Raw genomic sequence first — 16485 nt, 5'->3', positions numbered from 1 at the left:
GTAGCAGCCGGGGCTGACATCCGTAGCTTTCCAACTCTACGAAACTCCTCCCCGCGGTGAAACCGGCCCCGCGAAAGATCATCCGCCGGGAGTGCTTCCGCCCGTCACCTGCCCGCCGGGGCGGGCTCCGCCGTCGTGCTTTCCTGCTGGCGCGCCTCCTCCGGCGCCGCCTGGATGTCAACTGTGCGCCGCAGCGGCTTTTCCTTGATGAACAGCACGGACACCAGGGCCACGACACCCACGGCGGCGGAGATCAGGAACACCTCCGCGGTGGCGTCGCCGTAGGCGGCCCGCATTATCTCGCGGACCGGTTCCGGCATGTGGGCCAGGTCCATGCTGGAGCCCGCCGCGCCGCCCTGGACCGGGATGCCGGCCGCCGCCATGCCCTGGGTGGCCAGTTCGCTGACCCTGTTGGCCAGGACGGCGCCCAGCACGGAGACGCCAATGGCGCCGCCCACGGACCGGAAGAACGCCACCGAGGCGCTGGCCGTTCCAATGTCCGCAGCCCGGACGGTGTTCTGGACCGCCAGCACGAGGTTCTGCATCAGCATGCCCAGCCCAAGGCCCAGAACGGCGGTGAAGACGCCGGCCTGCCAGAGCTCGGTGGTGTGGTCCATGGTGCCTGCCAGTCCCAGCCCGCCGATCAGCAGGATGGATCCCGCGATCAGGTAGCCCTTCCACTTTCCGGTGCGGCTGATCAGCAGGCCGGAGGCCACCGAGCCCGCCAGGTTGCCGGCGATCATGGGCAGGGTCAGGAGTCCGGCCTCGGTGGGGGTGGCGCCTCGGGCCACCTGGAAGTACTGCCCCAGGAAGGTTGAGGAACCGAACATCGCGATGCCCACGGCCACGGAGGCGAGGATGGCCAGCGCCGTGGTGCGTTCGGAGATGATCTTGAGCGGGATGATGGGCTGCTCCACCTTGGATTCCACCAGGACCAGGAGGGCCAGCAGGAGGATTCCGCCGCCCACCATGAGGGCGGACTGCCAGGAGATCCAGTCGTAGTAGGCGGGGTTGCCGGCGAAGGAGACCCAGATCAGCAAGAGGCTCACACCGGAGGTCAGCAGGATGGAGCCCAGCCAGTCGATCTTGGCGGGCCGCCGGATGTGGCTGATTTTGAGGGTGACCTGCAGCAGGATCAGGGCGACGACGGCGAGCGGCACGCAGACAAAGAAGGTCCAGCGCCAGCCGAGCGGGCTGTCCACGATGAAGCCGCCCAACAGCGGTCCGCCGGCGGTGCCAACTGCCATGACCGCGCCCATGTAGCCGGAGTATTTGCCCCGGTTCCGGGGCGGGATCATGGTGCCGATGATGGCCTGGGCAAGCGCCGTGAGGCCGCCCATGGCCACACCCTGGATGACCCGCGCGCCAAGCAGCAGCGGGATGGTTTCGGACAGGCCGGCCATGACGGAGCCTGCAACGAAGATGATGATGCTGAGCTGCACCAGGACCTTCTTGTTAAAGAGGTCGGCCAGCTTCCCCCAGATGGGGGTGGTGGCCGCGTTGGCCAGCAGAGCGGCGGTGATCACCCAGGCGAAGTCGGTCTGGGTTCCGTGCAGGTCGGACATGATAGTGGGCAGGGCGTTGGCCACGATCGTGCTGCTGAGGATCGCCGTAAAGAAGGCAGCCAGGAGCCCGGTGAGGGCTTCCATGATCTGGCGGTGGGACATTTCGGGCGGTGCAGCGGGTGAACTCGGCGTGGTGGCCGGGGCGGCTGTGGTTGCCATAGGTTTTGCTCCTAGGAGGTGGTGATAGTGCCGGCCGCCGTTGCCCGGGCTGATTTCCTGAGTGATTCGGTGAGCTTGTGGAGGGTTTTCGCCGTGTTGCCGGCGTCCTCCTCGCTCCAGTCCCGCAGGTAGCCCTGCAGGACTGCCGTCCGCTGCTCCTCGATGCTCCGGAGTTTGTCCGCTCCGAGGGGCGTGAGGGCAACCAGCTGCGCCCGGCCGTCGTCGGGATCCTGCCTGCGGACCACCAGGCCGTGCTCTTCCAGGTCCGCGATGTGGCGGCTGAGGACCGGCGCGCTGACTCCGAGCCGTTCGGCCAGGCTCGTGGCGCGGGACTCCCCCTCCCCCACGAACCGCAGGACGCCCTGGAGCGCCACTCCGGTTTCCTGCCCGCGCACGCCGGCGGCGGCAATGCACCGCACCGCGCGCTGGAGATCGAAAATCTGGTAGACGAGATCGGCCGCCGTGTCCGGTGCTACTGCCATGGGTTCAGGCCTCCCTACTTGTTTGCCTGAAGCAACTATATAGCTATTTGGTTGCTTTGGGAAACTAAAGCGTGGGCGGAGATGACGAAGGGTCCCGGCATCCTGTGGATGCCGGGACCCTTCACTGCGTATTCGGCTGGGTTCGCGCGTTATTGAGGGAGGTGGGTTGGGGCGAACATCTTCAGGAGTGTTTCCACCACGACGACGTTGGGCCCGTCCGCAGCGAAGCCCGCCTTTAGCGCCTTCCCCACGTCCTCGGGAGCCACTTTCGTGGCCGGCACGCCGAAGGCCTCAGCGAGTTTGACGAAGTCCGGGCGGGCCAGTTCGGTGGCCGTTGCCTTGCCGAAGGCGCCCACCATATATTCACGCAGGATGCCGTAGCCGCCGTCGTCCACAATGAGCCAGGTGACCGGCACGTTGTGCTGCTTCGCTGTGGCAAGTTCGGAGATGGAGTACATGGACGAGCCGTCGCCCGAGACCGCGAGCACCCGGCCCGGCTTGCCGACTGTTTCCAGCCCTACGGCCGCGCCGATCGCCGCCGGGAAGCCGTAGCCCAGGCCGCCGGCGCCCTGGGCGGAGTGGAACTGGCCCTCCCGGGCGTCCCAGCAGCTCCAGCCCCAGTATGCGGCGATGGTCATGTCCCAGAAGGTCTGCATGTCCGCCGGGACCGCTTCCCGGATGTCTGCCATGAACTTCAGCTCCTTGGCGAGGTCCTGGGATTCCAGGCGGGCCCGGACCTTCGCCAGGGTTTCCTTGACCAGGTCCTCCGGAGCGGTGCCGTGCCAGCTGGGCGTGGCATGCGCGGGCCCCACCTCCAGCGCCTCGTCCAGGGCAGCCAGCGCCTGGCCGGCGTCAGCGCGGATGCCCAGCCCGGGCCGGTTGGATTCCAGGACCCGGGGTTCGGCGTCGATCTGGATGATCCTGCCGCGAGGTTCGAAGGTGAAGTAGTTGGAGGTGACCTCGCCCAGGGACGAGCCGATCACCACCAGCACGTCGGCGTCCTCGAGCAGGTCCGTCATGTAGCGGTCCTCGATCCAGGATTGCAGCGAGAGCTCATGGTTCCACGGGAACGCGCCGTTGCCGCCCGGCGTGCAGATCACCGGGGCACGGAGCTTCTCCGCGATGGACAGCAAGGACTTCTCCGCCCGGCCCCGGCGGGTGCCGCCGCCGGCAATGATGGCCGGGCGTTCCGCGGCCTGGAGCCACTTCACGGCTTCGCGGACCAGTTCCACACGCGGCGGGTTGTCCGCCGCTTCCGCGAGCGCATCCTCCACCGGCGGGACCATGATCGGATCCAGCAGGACGTTCTGGGGGATCTCAAGCCACACCGGCCCCTGGGGCGAGGAGATCGCCTCGGTCCACGCGTCCTGGATTGCGGACGGAATGCCGGAGGCATGCTGGATCAGGCGCTGACTCTTGGTGACGTTCGCGGCCGAGGCCTTCTGGTCATCGAGCTGGTGCAGCATGCCCTTGCGCCGGGCGCCCAAACCGTCGAGCGGAATCTGGCTCGCCACCACCACCATCGGCACGCCGGTGGCATAGGCCTCCTGCAGCCCAGCCAGGGACGTCAGTGCACCGGGACCGGTGGAGAGGAACAGGACGCCCACTTCACCCGTTGCCCGTGAGTACCCGTCTGCGGCGAAGGCGGAGTTGTTCTCCACCCGCGAGGAAACGAACTGCAGGTTGCCCCGGCCCATCGCGTCGAAGAGTCCCAGGGCGTGCTGGCCGGGGATGCCGAAGACGGTTTTTGCGCCCAGCGCTTCGAGTGTCTCGACGACGAGGTCCCCGCCGTTGCGGGTGCCGGTACGTGGACCATTCCCTGCGGGCACAGCTGCCTGATCCGGATCGTGATCGGCCATCTCCGTTACTCCTTGCCTGCCGGCGCGAAGCCTGCCGGGCGGCGGGCCTCCTGGCCGAGGGACTGGGCGGCGTAGCCTGTTGCCGCGCCGAAGCGGTCCCCTTCTACGGCATTGTCCGCCATCAGCGTGACCAGCTCGTAGGCAACGTGGCTTGCGGCGACGCCGGTGATCTCGGCGTGGTCGTAAGCGGGAGCGACCTCCACGACGTCGGCGCCCACCAGGTTCATGCCGCGGAAGCCGCGGATAATTTCCAGCAGCTCGCGGCTGGTGATGCCGCCGGCCTCGGGAGTGCCGGTGCCGGGGGCATGGGCCGGGTCCAGGACGTCAATGTCCACGGAGATGTACAGCGGACGGTTGCCGATCCGGTCTCGGACCTTGGCCACAGTTTCCAGGACGCCCTGATAGTAGACGTCCGCCGAGGTGACGATGCCGAACCCGAAGCGATGGTCGTCTTCGAGGTCCTTTTTGCCGTAGAGAGGGCCGCGGGTGCCGATGTGGCTGATGGCCTCCGTGTCGAGGATGCCTTCCTCGACGGCGCGGCGGAACGGCGTGCCGTGGGTGTATTCGGCGCCGAAGTAGGTGTCCCAGGTGTCAAGGTGTGCGTCGAAGTGGAGCATGGCGACCGGCGCTCCCGCCCGCTCAGCCGCTGCGCGGAGAAGCGGCAGGGCGATGGTGTGGTCCCCGCCCAGCGTTACCAGCTTGCTGCCGCCTGCGGTGAGGTCCAGCGCGTTCTGCTGGATGGTTTCAATCGCCTCATGGATGTTGAACGGGTTGACCGCCATGTCCCCGGCGTCGGCAACCTGGATGTTCTCGAACGGGCTGACATCCCATGCCGGGTTGTAAGGGCGCAGCAGCCGGCTGGCTTCGCGGACGTGGTTGGACCCGAAGCGGGCACCCGGGCGGTAGGAGACGCCCGAATCGAACGGCACGCCCACCACGGTGACATCAGCTTTGGCCACCTGGTCCAGCCGCGGCAGGCGGGCATATGTGGCAGCACCCGCGTAGCGCGGGATCCGGGATGAATCGATGGGGCCAAGGTTGCCGTTGGCTTCGATGCGCAGCTCTTCCACTGGAGGCCTCTCCTTCGAGGAGTTGAGGGACTGTTGTGATTGCCATCATACAGCTTGTTTTCCATAGAGCATCATATGTTTACTTTCTACTCGGTGGCCCAGCAGACCCGTGCGTTCCTGCCCAGTTACTCCCGGCGCCACCGCGGGCCCTCCCACCTCAACCGCAGGATTCCGGCACTCCGCGTCAGCAGGAACCCGGCGCACGGCAGGTAACTGGGATGGAACGCACACACGGTCGGGCAGGAGTGTCCACATAGGGCGGGCATCCGATTCCCCTGCGGCAATTGCGGCGATCAGATGGCGATGTGGACATTCTTGAGTATCTGCAGAAGGCCGGCGGAGTCGCGCGATCGGCCCAACTCCTCCACGCCGGCTTCTCGCGCCGTGACCTGCTACGGCTCAGGGAGTCCGGAGCCAGCCAGCCCAGGCGCGGGGTCTTCGCCCTCCCGGGCTGCGATGAGGATTACCAGGCGGCAATCCGGCACAACGGCCGGCTCAGCTGCGCCAGCGCCGCCGCCCACTATGGGCTCTGGCTGAGACAGCCACCTTCACGGCTCCACCTGGCCTGCAACCATGGCCACGGCAGCGGCTTTGTCCGCCACCGCACAGTCAGGTTCGAGGGGCATCCGTTCGCACCGGTAGCCGCAGTGGAAGACGTAGCCCTGCATGCTTTGGGCTGCCTCCCACCGCCAGCATCCACCGCGATGGCGACGTCGGCAATCCGGCTGCATGGCGTATCCCCGGAACTGCTGGCGCACCACCTGCGGGCAGACCGTTCCGGCACAGCACTCCGCGTACTGCGGGAACTCGACGTGCGCGCCGAATCCATCGTCGAGGTCGATGCGCAGCACCTGTTCCGGAGTAACGGGATCGACTACGAGGCGCAGGTCTTCCTGCCCGGGATTGGCCGGGTGGACTTCCTGCTGGATGGCTTCCTCATCGTGGAGATCGACGGCTTCGCGTTCCATTCCAAACGCGAGGACATGCTCCGCGACCGGAACCGCAACAACACCTCCACCGTCAACGGGTATTCCGTCCTGCGCTACATGCCCGAGCACGTGTGGTTCAGCCCGGACCAGGTCATGGCGGAAATTAGGACCGTGTTGGCGGCCCGGCACTTCACAGCTCACTGATTTGCATGCGCTCCAGCCCAGTTACTGTTGGACATCAGCCGTTGGGCGGGACGAGTTCCCACAGAACGGGCGGCTGCAACAACGTGCCGCCGTGAGCAACCGGGAAGGAACGCACGCGGTTGGGCAGGAGTTACCGGCTGGCGGCGGGAACCAGGACCCACAGCACCTCGACCGGCTTGTCCGTGGGGTTGACCCAGGTGTGCGGTTCACGGCCCGGGAAGGTCACCGTGTCTCCGGCATTGAGGTCGTATTCCTCATTGGTGAGGATCAGCCGGATGCTGCCCTTGATCACGTGGAGCACGTCAACGTCGCAGTCCACGGCGTAGAGCTCGGACTCGCCGCGGCCGCGCGGGTCGATCGAGGCCTGGATGATCTGGATGCGCCGCTCCGAACGGGCGGTGAGGAGCCGCTCCACGATGCCTTCGCCGCCGAGGGAGATCCTTGGTCCCTCGTTGCGTTTGGTCAGGTGCGTCTCGGGGGCCGCGAACAGATCGCCGATTGAAATCGACAACACCTGGCACAGCGTCACGAGCGAGGCGACAGACGGCGACGTCAGGTCCCGCTCCACGCGGCTAAGGAACCCCTTGGTGAGGCCCGTGGCATCGGCCACCTGCTCTATGGTGAGCCGCTGGGACTGCCGGGCCGCACGGATCCTGGAACCGATGGCTACCGGAACGTTGCTCGGCTCAACTGGCAGTGCCTTCATCTACGAACCTTTCATGGCCGGCCGCCCGGCTCCGCTCTGGAGCAATCCTAATGGGCCACCCCTACTGTGACGCGTCATTGCAGGCGTGGCCCGGGGACCGTAAACCTCCCTTGACTGTTACCGCCGTCACAGCCTAGCTTTGGACAACAGTTGTTGCCTATATAGCAATAACCGAGAACCTTCCCCCATTTCCGCAGCGGTTGCCCGGCTTCCCCGGCACCCGGACCGGGCCCGCTGCCAACACGCTCCAAGGAGCCAACATGGACGTAAATGTCATCAACATCGCAATCGTGGTGGTGTATCTGCTGGCGATGCTGGCTTTTGGCTGGTGGGGCAAGTCCCGCACCAAGAACAACAGCGACTTCCTGGTAGCCGGCCGGCGCCTCGGCCCCTTCCTCTACACAGGCACCATGGCCGCCGTCGTCCTTGGCGGCGCCTCAACCGTCGGTGGCGTGGGGCTGGGCTACAAGTTCGGCATCTCCGGCATGTGGCTGGTGGTGGCCATCGGCGCAGGCGTCCTGCTGCTCAGCCTCCTGTTCGCCGGCACCATCCAGAAACTGAAGATCTACACCGTCTCGCAGATGCTCACTTTGCGCTACGGCAGCCGGGCCACCGAAGCCTCGGGGATCGTGATGCTCGCCTACACCCTGATGCTGTGCGCCACGTCCACCGGCGCCTACGCCACCATCTTCGTGGTCCTCTTCGACTGGGACAGGGCGCTTGCCATCGCGGTCGGCGGAGCAATCGTGCTGGTTTACTCCACGGTGGGCGGCATGTGGTCCATCACCCTGGCCGACCAGGTGCAGTTCGTCATCAAGACGGTGGGCATCTTCTTCCTTATGCTCCCCTTCACCCTGAGCGCCGCCGGCGGCCTGGACGGCATCCGCAGCCGCGTGGACGAAAGCTTCTTCCAGATTGACGGCATCGGGCTCCAGACGATCATCACCTACTTCGTGGTCTACACCCTTGGCCTGCTGATCGGCCAGGACATCTGGCAGCGCGTCTTCACGGCCAGGACCCCGGGCGTTGCCCGTTGGGGCGGTGCCACGGCCGGCATCTACTGCATCCTCTACGGCGTGGCCGGCGCCCTGATCGGCATGGCCGCCAGCGTTGCCCTGGCCAATGTTGAGATCGCGGCCAAGGACGACGTCTACGCAGAGGTTGCCCAGACCCTGCTCCCCGTCGGCATCGGCGGGCTGGTCCTCGCTGCAGCCGTGGCCGCCATGATGTCCACAGCCTCCGGCGCCCTTATCGCCGCGGCCACCGTGGCCCGTGCAGACGTCCTGCCCTTTGTTGCCAGCTGGTTCGGCAAGACCATCAACACCGAAGACACGGACAACCCGGAGCACGACGTCAAAGCCAACCGCGCCTGGGTCCTCGCCCTGGGCATCGTGGCCATCGTCATCGCCATCATCACCAAGGACGTGGTGGCAGCCCTGACCATCGCCTACGACATCCTGGTTGGCGGCCTCCTGGTGGCAATCCTCGGCGGCCTGGTATGGAAGCGCGGGACAGGCCTGGCCGCCGCGGTTTCCATGGCGGTGGGATCCGTGGTGACCCTGGGCACCATGATCATCCTGGAAGTCAACGCCAAGGCGCCGCTGGACGGCATCTACGCCAACGAGCCCATCTACTACGGCCTCCTGACCTCCGCCGTGGCCTACATTGCGGTGTCCCTGCTGACCAGGCCCACCGACCCGCAGGTCATGCGCAACTGGCAGCGCCGGGTTGCCGGGCAGGACAACGAAGAGGTGCCGGCTCCGGCCGCCGTCGGCTAATCCGCTAAATCCGCTAAATCCGGCAGGGCCCGCCAGGCCCGGCGGAAGGTTCCACGGTAAAGCACGACGGCGGCACCTCCTCCCGCGTTACAGCGAAGGAGGTGCCGCCGTCGTCAGTCCTGCTCGGCTTCGCGGACCTCGTCCGGGTCCTCCAGCGGGACCGGGCGGTCCTCGGCGTCGATGACGACAGGAGGCGGCTGGACTACCGGCTCCTCTTCGTCCAGGTATTCGTCCTCGGTGTCCCAGTCGTCCTCAACTACCGGTGCATCCTCTGCGTAGTCATAGGCGGGGTCCGCCTCTACGGCATCCAGGTGCGGCATGTCCGGGTGCTGTCCGGTGGTGCTCATGATTGAACCTCCGTTTGTTCGCCTGACGTGCTCTTTCAGTGAGGGCGCTGGCTGCGCCACACTTTCATCACAGCACCGCCCGGCATACGGGTCAATAGCGCAAATAACCGGCCGGAGTCACCCTCAGGGCCTGCCCTGGATTACGGCGGACCGAAACCTCCCAGGGAGGAATACCTGCCAAAAATCCGCGGATTTTCGCAGTAAGCTGGCACTGCAATGGGGCCGAACCATGCCCCATCCAGCCCAGGAGTGTCCGTGTCTCCGCACGCCCAGAACAACCGCAACGCCACGCCCCAGGCGTCGCCCCTTCCCGCTGCACCCGAAGCAGCTGCACCGGAAGCATCCGTACCGGACCAGCAGCCCCAGCCGTCGCCGTCGGACATCAAGCGATGGCGGCAATACCTCGCGGACGAGCGCGCCGAAGCCGCCGTCTACCGGGACCTCGCGCAAAACCGGCAGGGCGAAGAACGCGACATCCTCCTGGCCCTGGCCGAGGCCGAAGGCCGCCACGAAGCACACTGGCTGGGTCTGCTGGGAGACCGTGCGGGCAAGCCCCGGCGGGCGTCACTCCGCAGCCGGCTGCTCGGTTTCCTGGCCCGGCATTTCGGCTCCGTGTTCGTGCTGGCGCTGGCCCAGCGCGCCGAAGGCCGCTCCCCCTACGCCAAGGATCCCAACGCCACGGACGCCATGGCCGCTGATGAACAGATCCACGAGGAAGTGGTCCGCGGGCTGGCCACACGGGGACGCAACCGCCTGGCGGGAACTTTCCGCGCGGCGGTGTTCGGCGCCAATGACGGACTGGTCAGCAACCTGTCCCTGGTGATGGGCATGGCCGCTTCCGGCGTGGCCAGCAGCGTGGTGCTGCTCAGCGGCATCGCCGGCCTCCTGGCCGGTGCCATGTCCATGGGGGCCGGCGAGTTCATTTCCGTCCGTTCCCAGCGGGAACTGCTGGCGGCAACCCGGCCCACACAGGTCACCCTGGTGGCGGCTCCCAAGCTGGACCTCGAGCACAACGAACTGCTCCTGGTCTACCTGGCCAGGGGCATGACCCAGGAAGCGGCGGAGCACCGGGTGGCCGAGCGCACCGGCCTGTTGCCCTGTGACTGCGACCCCAGCCTTTCGCTGCAGCCGGAACTGCCCGACGTCGATGACCAGCACGAGGCTGTTGGCACCGCATGGGGCGCGGCCCTCTCCAGCTTCTGCTTCTTCGCGTCCGGGGCAATTGTTCCCGTCCTGCCGTTTGTGTTCGGCCTGACCGGCGTGCCTGCACTGGTGGTGGCGGGCGTCCTGGTGGGCCTCGCCCTGCTGGTCACCGGCGCCACCGTTGGCCTGCTGTCCGGCACGTCACCCCTGACGCGCGGGATCCGCCAGCTGGCCATTGGCCTGGGCGCGGCGGCAGTCACCTACCTGCTGGGGCTCGTCTTCGGCACCGTGGTGGGCTAGCGGTGGCCTGCTAATGGGCGCGCGTTAGTGGAGGACCACGGCGCGGGGTCCCGCCATGCGCGGGTCAGGGTCCGCCGGGGCGCACGCGGTATTGGCAGGCTCCTGGTCATCGCCGCGCTGACCACGGCTGCCGTGTTCGGTGCGGCCGTGGCGGTCAGCGATCCGCGGGTCAAGGGATTCCTGGATGTCCGCATCGGCCCGGGAACCGGCCCGCCAGGCGGAACGTCCGGGGAGCCGGAAGGCCGGCAGGGCGCCGGCCCCACCGGGCACGCAGGCCAGGCACCGCCGGCCGAGGGCCGGACCAAAACGCCGCCTCCGGGATTCGAGGAGTCGGAGGCTCCCCTGGGAGCGGCCAGCCCGCCGCCGCCGGGCAGTGCTTCCTACCGTTTCCTGACAGTCAACGGGGACGGCAGCCCGGTGGGGTATTCCCCCTGCAGGCCGCTGCACTATGTGGTCAATGATGAGCTGGCCCCTGCCGGAGCACAGCAGCTCATTGCGGAGGCCATCAGCACCATCTCGGCCGCCACCGGCATCCAGTTCACCTACGACGGAACCACCCGTGAACTGCCCTCACCCCAACGGCCGCCGTACCAGCCGGAGGCCTACGGCGAGCGCTGGGCGCCGCTGCTCATCGCCTGGACAACACCGGAGGTGGCTCCGCAGCTCAGGGGCAAGGTGATCGGCACCGGGGGCAGCACCCATTTCAGTTACGACGACGGCCCCAAGGCCTTCGTCACAGGCGGCCTGGACCTGGACTCACCGCAGATCGCCGACGAACTCCTGAACCCCGATGGCCACCTTTACGCACGCGCCGTGATCCTGCATGAGCTCAGCCATGTCATGGGACTTGACCACGTGGAGGACCCCACGCAGCTGATGTACCCGGAGATCGGCACGCCGGAGGGGCTGTCCGCCGGAGACCTCAACGGGCTGTTTGAGCTGGGCAAGGCCCAGTGCCGCAAGGACCTCTGACCGGCCGGGCCGGCATACCTGCCAGGTTTCAGGGGGCCCGCCAGATTTCAGGAGGCCCGCCCTGGGCCCAACTGGCTTTGCAGCACCTCAACCGCATCCTGCACGGAATCCACCAGGAATATGTGTTCTTCCATCGGCCGGCCGGCTGCCAGGCTGCGGAGCATGGGCCAGGCGGGGTACTGGTGTTCCCAGTGGTCCCTGCCCACCAGCACCATGGGCGTGACCTTTTCCCGCGCGCCGTAGTAGTTCTCGCAGGCGTCCTGGAAAATTTCCTGCACCGTGCCCGCGGCGCCGGGAAGGAAGACGATGCCTCCCTTGCACAGTTCCAGCAGGATGGCTTCCCTGATGGCGTTGGCAAAGTATTTGGCGATGTGCGTGGCGAAGTAGTTGGGCGGCTCGTGCCCGTAGAACCACGTGGGAATGCCGAGCGACGGCGTCCCGCCGGGAAAGCGTTCGACGACGGCGGCAGCGGCGCGCGCCCACGCGGACACCGAGGGACGGAAGCCGGGGACGGCGGCGAGCGTGTCCAGCGCCGCCCGCACCTCGCCGTCGGACGCCTCGCTGAGGTACGCGCCCAGGTTGGCCGCCTCCATGGCCCCCGGCCCTCCGCCGGTGGCCACCACGCGACCGTCCCGCGCAAGCAGCCGGCCCAGCAGCGCGGCCTGGGCAAAGTCCGTGCTGCCGCGCTGCGCCGCGTGCCCGCCCATCACTCCCACCATGGCCCGGTCCCGCCACGGCGCTGCCCGGGTCAGCTCGTCCAGGGCGTCGCCGATGGCGTGGTCGTGCAGCGCCGAGGCGAGGGTGGCATCCAGCCGGTGCCGCTGGCCGTCGTGGATGCTCCACTGGTAGATCCGGGCATCCGGGAGCTGCTCATACGGGGAGTGCGGCAGCCCCGCGTAAAGCTCCTGCGGTGAATAGAGGGTGGCACGGTAGGGGTTGAAAGGTACCGCCTCCAGCCGCGGAAAGATCAACGCTCCCCGTTGCCGGAGGAGGTCCTCGGTGCCGTCGTCGAACGTGCAGCCGAGGAAGATGGCCCCCTCCACGTGCATGCCCTCCAGCGCAGCGGTCCTCCCCCGCAGGTCCAGGGACTGTGCGTGCCAGCCGTGCATGTCCAGGGCACCTGCGCTGACCAACCGGTCGAAGCTTTCCAGGTCCTGGACTTCGAGGTTGTGCGGGTGGGGGCCCAGGTTTCCTGAGAGGTTCACGGTCTAAACCTAAAGCAAAGCGGGGCCGGTTTCCGCCTGTCAGGAGCTCCGGAATGGGCTGGCCCTCGGAGACCTTGGCCTGCCGGGCCGGTGCCTGCTACGATCAAATGGAAGTATGTCCTATCAAGCGAACATATAGCGGCAAAGTTGCCGTACTGCGTTTGGCTCCCGATCGGGCTGAAGCCGCAGAAAGGAACGTACCGTGGCAAACAACCTGGGTCTCAGTATCGACCGCTCCTCCCCCGTGCCCCTGTACCACCAGGTGGTCCAGGGCATAGAAGCGGCCATCTACAGTGGCGTGCTGGAACCGGGCAGCCGGCTCGACAACGAAATCGACCTTGCCGCCCAACTGAACCTCTCGCGCCCCACCATGCGGAAGGCCATGGACGAACTGGTCCGGTCCGGGCTGCTTGTGCGGAAACGCGGCGTGGGAACCCAGGTGGTGTCAAGCCAGGTGCGGCGCCCGCTGGAGCTCTCCAGCCTCTATGACGACCTCACCAACAACGGCAAGAAACCCACCACCGAGGTCCTGAGCTTCTCCCACATTGAGGCGGACGAGGCCACCCTGTCCACGCTGCAGCTCCCGGCCGGTGCAAAGGTCTACCACTTCACCCGGCTGCGGAAAGTGGGGGGCAAGCCCCTGGCCCTGATGGAGAACTGGGTCCGCGACGACATCACGGAGATGGACGAGGCGATGCTGTCCGCCGAGGGGCTCTACGCCATCCTGCGCCGCGGGGGCGTCAACTTCCGATTGGCCACCCAGCGGATCGGGGCAATGACCGCTAACGAATACCAGGCCGGCATGCTCGACGCCGAGCAGGGATCCGCCCTGGTCACCATGGAACGCACCGCAGTGGACGACACCGGCCGCCGGGTTGAAACCGGCCACCATGTGTACCGCGCGGATTCCTACAGCTTTGAAATGACACTCGTACAGCGCTAGTTCAAGGAGCCAACTGCATGACCAACTGGGTCTATCCCCTGGGCACAGCCGCCGACGGCAAGTGGGATGTTTCGATCGGGACGTCCGATTCCTCCCTCTCCGTGGAGGGGTGGGCACACACCGGACTGAAGGTGGCCACCCTGGCCGCAAGGGCCGACGTCGTCCTTCCCGCCGCGGCAGAGGAACGCATTGTGGTCCCGCTCAACGGCTCGTTCACCGTCACCGTGGACGGCACGGAATACCAGCTGGCGGGCCGTGCCTCCGTGTTCCACGGCCCCAGCGACGTCCTCTACTCCGGCGCGGGCCGGGAGGTCACCATCAGCTCGGCCGACGGCGGTCGCGTGGCGATTGCCACAGCACCGGCGAAGGATTCGTACCCCACCCGCCTGGTGACCGCCGTCGAGACCCCCGTGGAACTCCGCGGGGCGGGCAACTGCTCCCGCCAGGTCCACAACTTCGGGACGCCCGCCGCGCTGGAGGCCGACAGGTTCATCGTCTGTGAAGTACTCACTCCCGCCGGCAACTGGTCCTCCTATCCCCCTCACAAGCACGACGAGGAAAAGGACGGCGAGACGCAGCTGGAGGAGATCTACTACTTCGAAACGCAGGTGGCTGCCAGTTCCGCAGCCCCGGCCGACGCCGATGCCATGGGCTACCAGCGCGTGTACGCCTCCGATGAGCGCCCCATCGACGTGTCCGCCGAGGTGCGTACGGGCGATGTTGTCTTGGTGCCTTACGGCTGGCACGGCCCCGCCATGGCGGCCCCGGGCTATGACCTGTACTACCTGAACGTCATGGCCGGCCCGGGACCGGTTCGCGAGTGGCTCATCAGCGACGATCCGCACCACGGCTGGGTGCGCCAGACGTGGGACGGACAGGACATCGACCCCCGGCTGCCGTTCGGCGCCTGAACGCGGCGCGGGCCCTGGACGCCGTCCGGCACCCCTCCCCCGATGGCAGGGTGGAGTCGTCAGCCATCCAGCCCTGCACATCTGGACGAAGACTCACACTTTGAGGGCGACTCACACTTTGAGGGCGTCTTCGACGTCCGACGGCGCCGCTTCCAGGACTCCCGCCGGTGTTTTGCTGCGCCTGGCGCCAGCCGCTGCGAAAGCCATGACCGCCAGGCCCAGCACTGTAATGCCCGCTCCTGCCCAGATGGGCGAGGTGTAGCCGAGCCCTGCAGTAATGGTGACGCCGCCAAGCCACGCGCCCAGTGCGTTGCCCACATTGAACGCCCCGATGTTTGCACCGGAGGCCAGGGTGGGGGCGCTGCTGGCGTAGTTCATCACCCGCATCTGCAGGCCGGGTACGGTGGCGAAACCGAAGCCGCCCATAAGTACCAGTGAGGCCACAGTGAGCACCTGGCTGGTGGCCGTGAGGGCAAAGACGACGAGGATGGCGGTAAGGGCCGCGAGAACCACCAGTAGGGTGCGGTCCAGGTTCCGGTCAGCCGCTTTTCCGCCGAGCGTGTTGCCCGCGAAGAGCCCCAGGCCGAACAGGATCAGGAGCCAGGGCACCGTGCCGGCAGCGAAACCGGACACTTCGGTGAGGGTGTAGGCGATGTAGGTGAAGGCGCCGAACATGCCCCCGAAACCGAGGATGGTCACCACAATCGAGAGCCATACCTGCCCGGAGCGGAAGGCCCGCAGTTCGCCGCGCAGCCCTCCGGTTTCGCCCCGCGCTCCGGCTGCCTTGGGGACGAGCGCCAGGATCCCGGCGAGCGCCAGGAAACCGATGATGGTGATGGCCCAGAAGGTGGCACGCCAGCCCGCAGCCTGGCCCAGGAGGGTGCCGAACGGCACACCCAGGACGTTGGCCGCCGTCAGGCCGGTAAACATCAGCGCGATGGCGCCCGCCTTCTTCGCAGGGGCAACCATGCCTGCCGCCACCACCGAGCCGATGCCGAAGAAGGCGCCGTGGGCCAGCGCCGCGACAACCCGGCCTGCCATCATGGGCCAGTAGTCGGCTGCGGTGGCCGACAGCAGGTTGCCTGCGATGAACAGGACCAGCAGCGCCGCCAGCACCGGCTTCCGCTGGAAACGGGTGACGGCCGCGGTGAGGCCCAGGGCGCCCACCACCACCGCCAGCGCGTAGCCGGAAATGAGCCAGCCCGCTTCCGCTTCGGTGACACCGAAGTCCGCTGCCACCTCGGGCAGCAGGCCCATGATCACAAACTCCGTAAGTCCAATTCCAAAGCCTCCAAGGGCCAGTGCTATCAATCCGACAGGCATGCCGGTACTCCTCCGTGTTGTGTGGGGACGCGCATGTTGGTGGGCGCAGGATTGCGCGTAAACTAGTTGCAGGCGCGGGATTTATTGTTGCACACGCAAATATACCGCGCAAGCAACTATCTGGGTGAGGAGTACCACCATGGGCATTAAGGACGACGCCGTTGAGGTCCGCGCGCAAGGCTGGCGCACGCTTGCGGCCCTCCACGGCCTCATCGAGACGGAATTGGAGCGCTCCCTCCAGTCCCGGTACAAGCTATCGGTGGTGGAATACACGGTCCTGGATGCCCTGAGCAGGCAGGACGGCTGGCACATGCGGATGCAGCAGCTGGCCCGCGCTTCTGCTTTGAGCCCCAGTGCCACCACCCGGCTGGTCAACCGGCTGGAGGACAGGGGCCTGCTGACGCGCATCCTGTGCGCTGACGACCGCCGGGGAATCTATACGGAGCTGACGCCCACAGGCCTCAGCCTCCTTGAGGAAGCGAGGCCGGTGCACGACGCCACCCTCGAACGTGCACTGGGGGCGGCGCAGGACATCCCTGAGCTGGCCCCCCTGGTGGACGCGCTACCCAAGCTGCACGCAGTTTCCTGA

General features: G+C 67.0%; 16 protein-coding genes. 8 read left to right on the top strand and 8 right to left on the bottom strand.

The features are described 5' to 3' along the window. Nucleotides 1–104: 104 nt before the first annotated feature. The 4 genes from FHJ30_RS04950 to speB form a co-directional block, all read right to left on the bottom strand. Nucleotides 105–1724 carry an MFS transporter gene (locus tag FHJ30_RS04950; RefSeq protein WP_240793589.1) on the bottom strand — a complete coding sequence of 540 codons (1620 nt, stop codon included), beginning with the start codon at nt 1722–1724 and terminating at the stop codon, nt 105–107. A gap of 11 nt (nt 1725–1735) precedes the next feature. Further along, nucleotides 1736–2206 (bottom strand): MarR family winged helix-turn-helix transcriptional regulator, encoded by a 471-nt coding sequence (locus FHJ30_RS04945; RefSeq protein ID WP_139028198.1) that lies wholly within the window; start codon nt 2204–2206, stop codon nt 1736–1738. 149 nt (nt 2207–2355) lie between these two features. Beyond that, on the bottom strand, nt 2356–4065 hold the full coding sequence (locus FHJ30_RS04940; RefSeq protein WP_240793588.1) for a thiamine pyrophosphate-binding protein: 1710 nt from the start codon (nt 4063–4065) through the stop codon (nt 2356–2358). 5 nt (nt 4066–4070) lie between these two features. Then, complete coding sequence (gene speB / locus FHJ30_RS04935) at nt 4071–5135, bottom strand: agmatinase (RefSeq protein ID WP_139028197.1); 1065 nt, start codon at nt 5133–5135, stop codon at nt 4071–4073. Nucleotides 5136–5210: 75 nt separating this feature from the next. Here speB and FHJ30_RS21300 point away from each other — a divergent pair, with 75 nt between their 5' ends. Together FHJ30_RS21300 and FHJ30_RS04930 are read left to right on the top strand one after the other, a co-directional pair. Beyond that, nucleotides 5211–5348: a hypothetical protein gene (locus tag FHJ30_RS21300; protein ID WP_171058923.1), complete on the top strand. Its 138-nt coding sequence runs from the start codon at nt 5211–5213 to the stop codon at nt 5346–5348. 92 nt (nt 5349–5440) lie between these two features. Further along, nucleotides 5441–6268, top strand: coding sequence for a type IV toxin-antitoxin system AbiEi family antitoxin domain-containing protein (locus FHJ30_RS04930; protein ID WP_139028196.1), 828 nt, complete (start codon nt 5441–5443; stop codon nt 6266–6268). A 130-nt stretch (nt 6269–6398) separates the two neighbouring features. On the opposite strand, the gene FHJ30_RS04925 is transcribed toward FHJ30_RS04930, so the two are convergent. Next, complete coding sequence (locus tag FHJ30_RS04925; RefSeq protein ID WP_139028195.1) at nt 6399–6974, bottom strand: helix-turn-helix domain-containing protein; 576 nt, start codon at nt 6972–6974, stop codon at nt 6399–6401. A gap of 260 nt (nt 6975–7234) precedes the next feature. Between FHJ30_RS04925 and FHJ30_RS04920 the strand changes: the two genes are divergently transcribed. Next, entirely contained in the window at nt 7235–8752 is a 1518-nt protein-coding gene (locus FHJ30_RS04920) for a sodium:solute symporter (protein WP_139028194.1), read from the top strand. A 113-nt stretch (nt 8753–8865) separates the two neighbouring features. Here FHJ30_RS04920 and FHJ30_RS04915 read toward each other — a convergent pair whose 3' ends face one another. Next, nucleotides 8866–9099, bottom strand: coding sequence for a hypothetical protein (locus FHJ30_RS04915; RefSeq protein ID WP_139028193.1), 234 nt, complete (start codon nt 9097–9099; stop codon nt 8866–8868). Between the two features lie 255 nt (nt 9100–9354). Here FHJ30_RS04915 and FHJ30_RS04910 point away from each other — a divergent pair, with 255 nt between their 5' ends. Further along, nucleotides 9355–10542: a VIT1/CCC1 transporter family protein gene (locus FHJ30_RS04910; RefSeq protein WP_139028192.1), complete on the top strand. Its 1188-nt coding sequence runs from the start codon at nt 9355–9357 to the stop codon at nt 10540–10542. Nucleotides 10543–10569: 27 nt separating this feature from the next. Continuing rightward, nucleotides 10570–11514, top strand: coding sequence for a matrixin family metalloprotease (locus FHJ30_RS04905; protein ID WP_240793587.1), 945 nt, complete (start codon nt 10570–10572; stop codon nt 11512–11514). A 47-nt stretch (nt 11515–11561) separates the two neighbouring features. On the opposite strand, the gene FHJ30_RS04900 is transcribed toward FHJ30_RS04905, so the two are convergent. Next, nucleotides 11562–12719 (bottom strand): LOG family protein, encoded by a 1158-nt coding sequence (locus tag FHJ30_RS04900; RefSeq protein WP_139028191.1) that lies wholly within the window; start codon nt 12717–12719, stop codon nt 11562–11564. A gap of 202 nt (nt 12720–12921) precedes the next feature. On the opposite strand from FHJ30_RS04900, the gene FHJ30_RS04895 reads away from it, so the two are divergent. Further along, complete coding sequence (locus FHJ30_RS04895) at nt 12922–13662, top strand: GntR family transcriptional regulator (RefSeq protein ID WP_139028190.1); 741 nt, start codon at nt 12922–12924, stop codon at nt 13660–13662. A gap of 17 nt (nt 13663–13679) precedes the next feature. Further along, nucleotides 13680–14573 carry a 5-deoxy-glucuronate isomerase gene (gene iolB / locus FHJ30_RS04890; RefSeq protein ID WP_139028189.1) on the top strand — a complete coding sequence of 298 codons (894 nt, stop codon included), beginning with the start codon at nt 13680–13682 and terminating at the stop codon, nt 14571–14573. Between the two features lie 111 nt (nt 14574–14684). Here the strand turns inward: iolB and FHJ30_RS04885 are convergent, their stop codons facing one another. After that, nucleotides 14685–15896 (bottom strand): MFS transporter, encoded by a 1212-nt coding sequence (locus FHJ30_RS04885; protein WP_139028188.1) that lies wholly within the window; start codon nt 15894–15896, stop codon nt 14685–14687. 139 nt (nt 15897–16035) lie between these two features. Here FHJ30_RS04885 and FHJ30_RS04880 point away from each other — a divergent pair, with 139 nt between their 5' ends. After that, nucleotides 16036–16485: a MarR family winged helix-turn-helix transcriptional regulator gene (locus tag FHJ30_RS04880; protein WP_139028187.1), complete on the top strand. Its 450-nt coding sequence runs from the start codon at nt 16036–16038 to the stop codon at nt 16483–16485.

Origin of the sequence: Arthrobacter sp. BB-1 (genome assembly GCF_006151685.1) — a bacterium.
Lineage (GTDB): Bacteria > Actinomycetota > Actinomycetes > Actinomycetales > Micrococcaceae > Arthrobacter.
The sequence above is the reverse complement of the archived record's forward strand: the minus strand, read 5'-3'. Positions and strand labels throughout refer to the sequence as shown.

Bases quoted from the DNA above. Each gene is read 5' to 3' on its own strand.
- FHJ30_RS04920 (WP_139028194.1), top strand. From the start codon at position 7,235: ATGGACGTAAATGTCATCAACATCGCAATCGTGGTGGTGTATCTGCTG.
- FHJ30_RS21300 (WP_171058923.1), top strand. From the start codon at position 5,211: ATGTTTACTTTCTACTCGGTGGCCCAGCAGACCCGTGCGTTCCTGCCC.
- FHJ30_RS04945 (WP_139028198.1), bottom strand. From the start codon at position 2,206: ATGGCAGTAGCACCGGACACGGCGGCCGATCTCGTCTACCAGATTTTC.
- iolB (WP_139028189.1), top strand. From the start codon at position 13,680: ATGACCAACTGGGTCTATCCCCTGGGCACAGCCGCCGACGGCAAGTGG.
- FHJ30_RS04950 (WP_240793589.1), bottom strand. From the start codon at position 1,724: ATGGCAACCACAGCCGCCCCGGCCACCACGCCGAGTTCACCCGCTGCA.
- FHJ30_RS04880 (WP_139028187.1), top strand. From the start codon at position 16,036: ATGGGCATTAAGGACGACGCCGTTGAGGTCCGCGCGCAAGGCTGGCGC.
- FHJ30_RS04940 (WP_240793588.1), bottom strand. From the start codon at position 4,065: ATGGCCGATCACGATCCGGATCAGGCAGCTGTGCCCGCAGGGAATGGT.
- FHJ30_RS04915 (WP_139028193.1), bottom strand. From the start codon at position 9,099: ATGAGCACCACCGGACAGCACCCGGACATGCCGCACCTGGATGCCGTA.
- FHJ30_RS04925 (WP_139028195.1), bottom strand. From the start codon at position 6,974: ATGAAGGCACTGCCAGTTGAGCCGAGCAACGTTCCGGTAGCCATCGGT.
- FHJ30_RS04885 (WP_139028188.1), bottom strand. From the start codon at position 15,896: ATGCCTGTCGGATTGATAGCACTGGCCCTTGGAGGCTTTGGAATTGGA.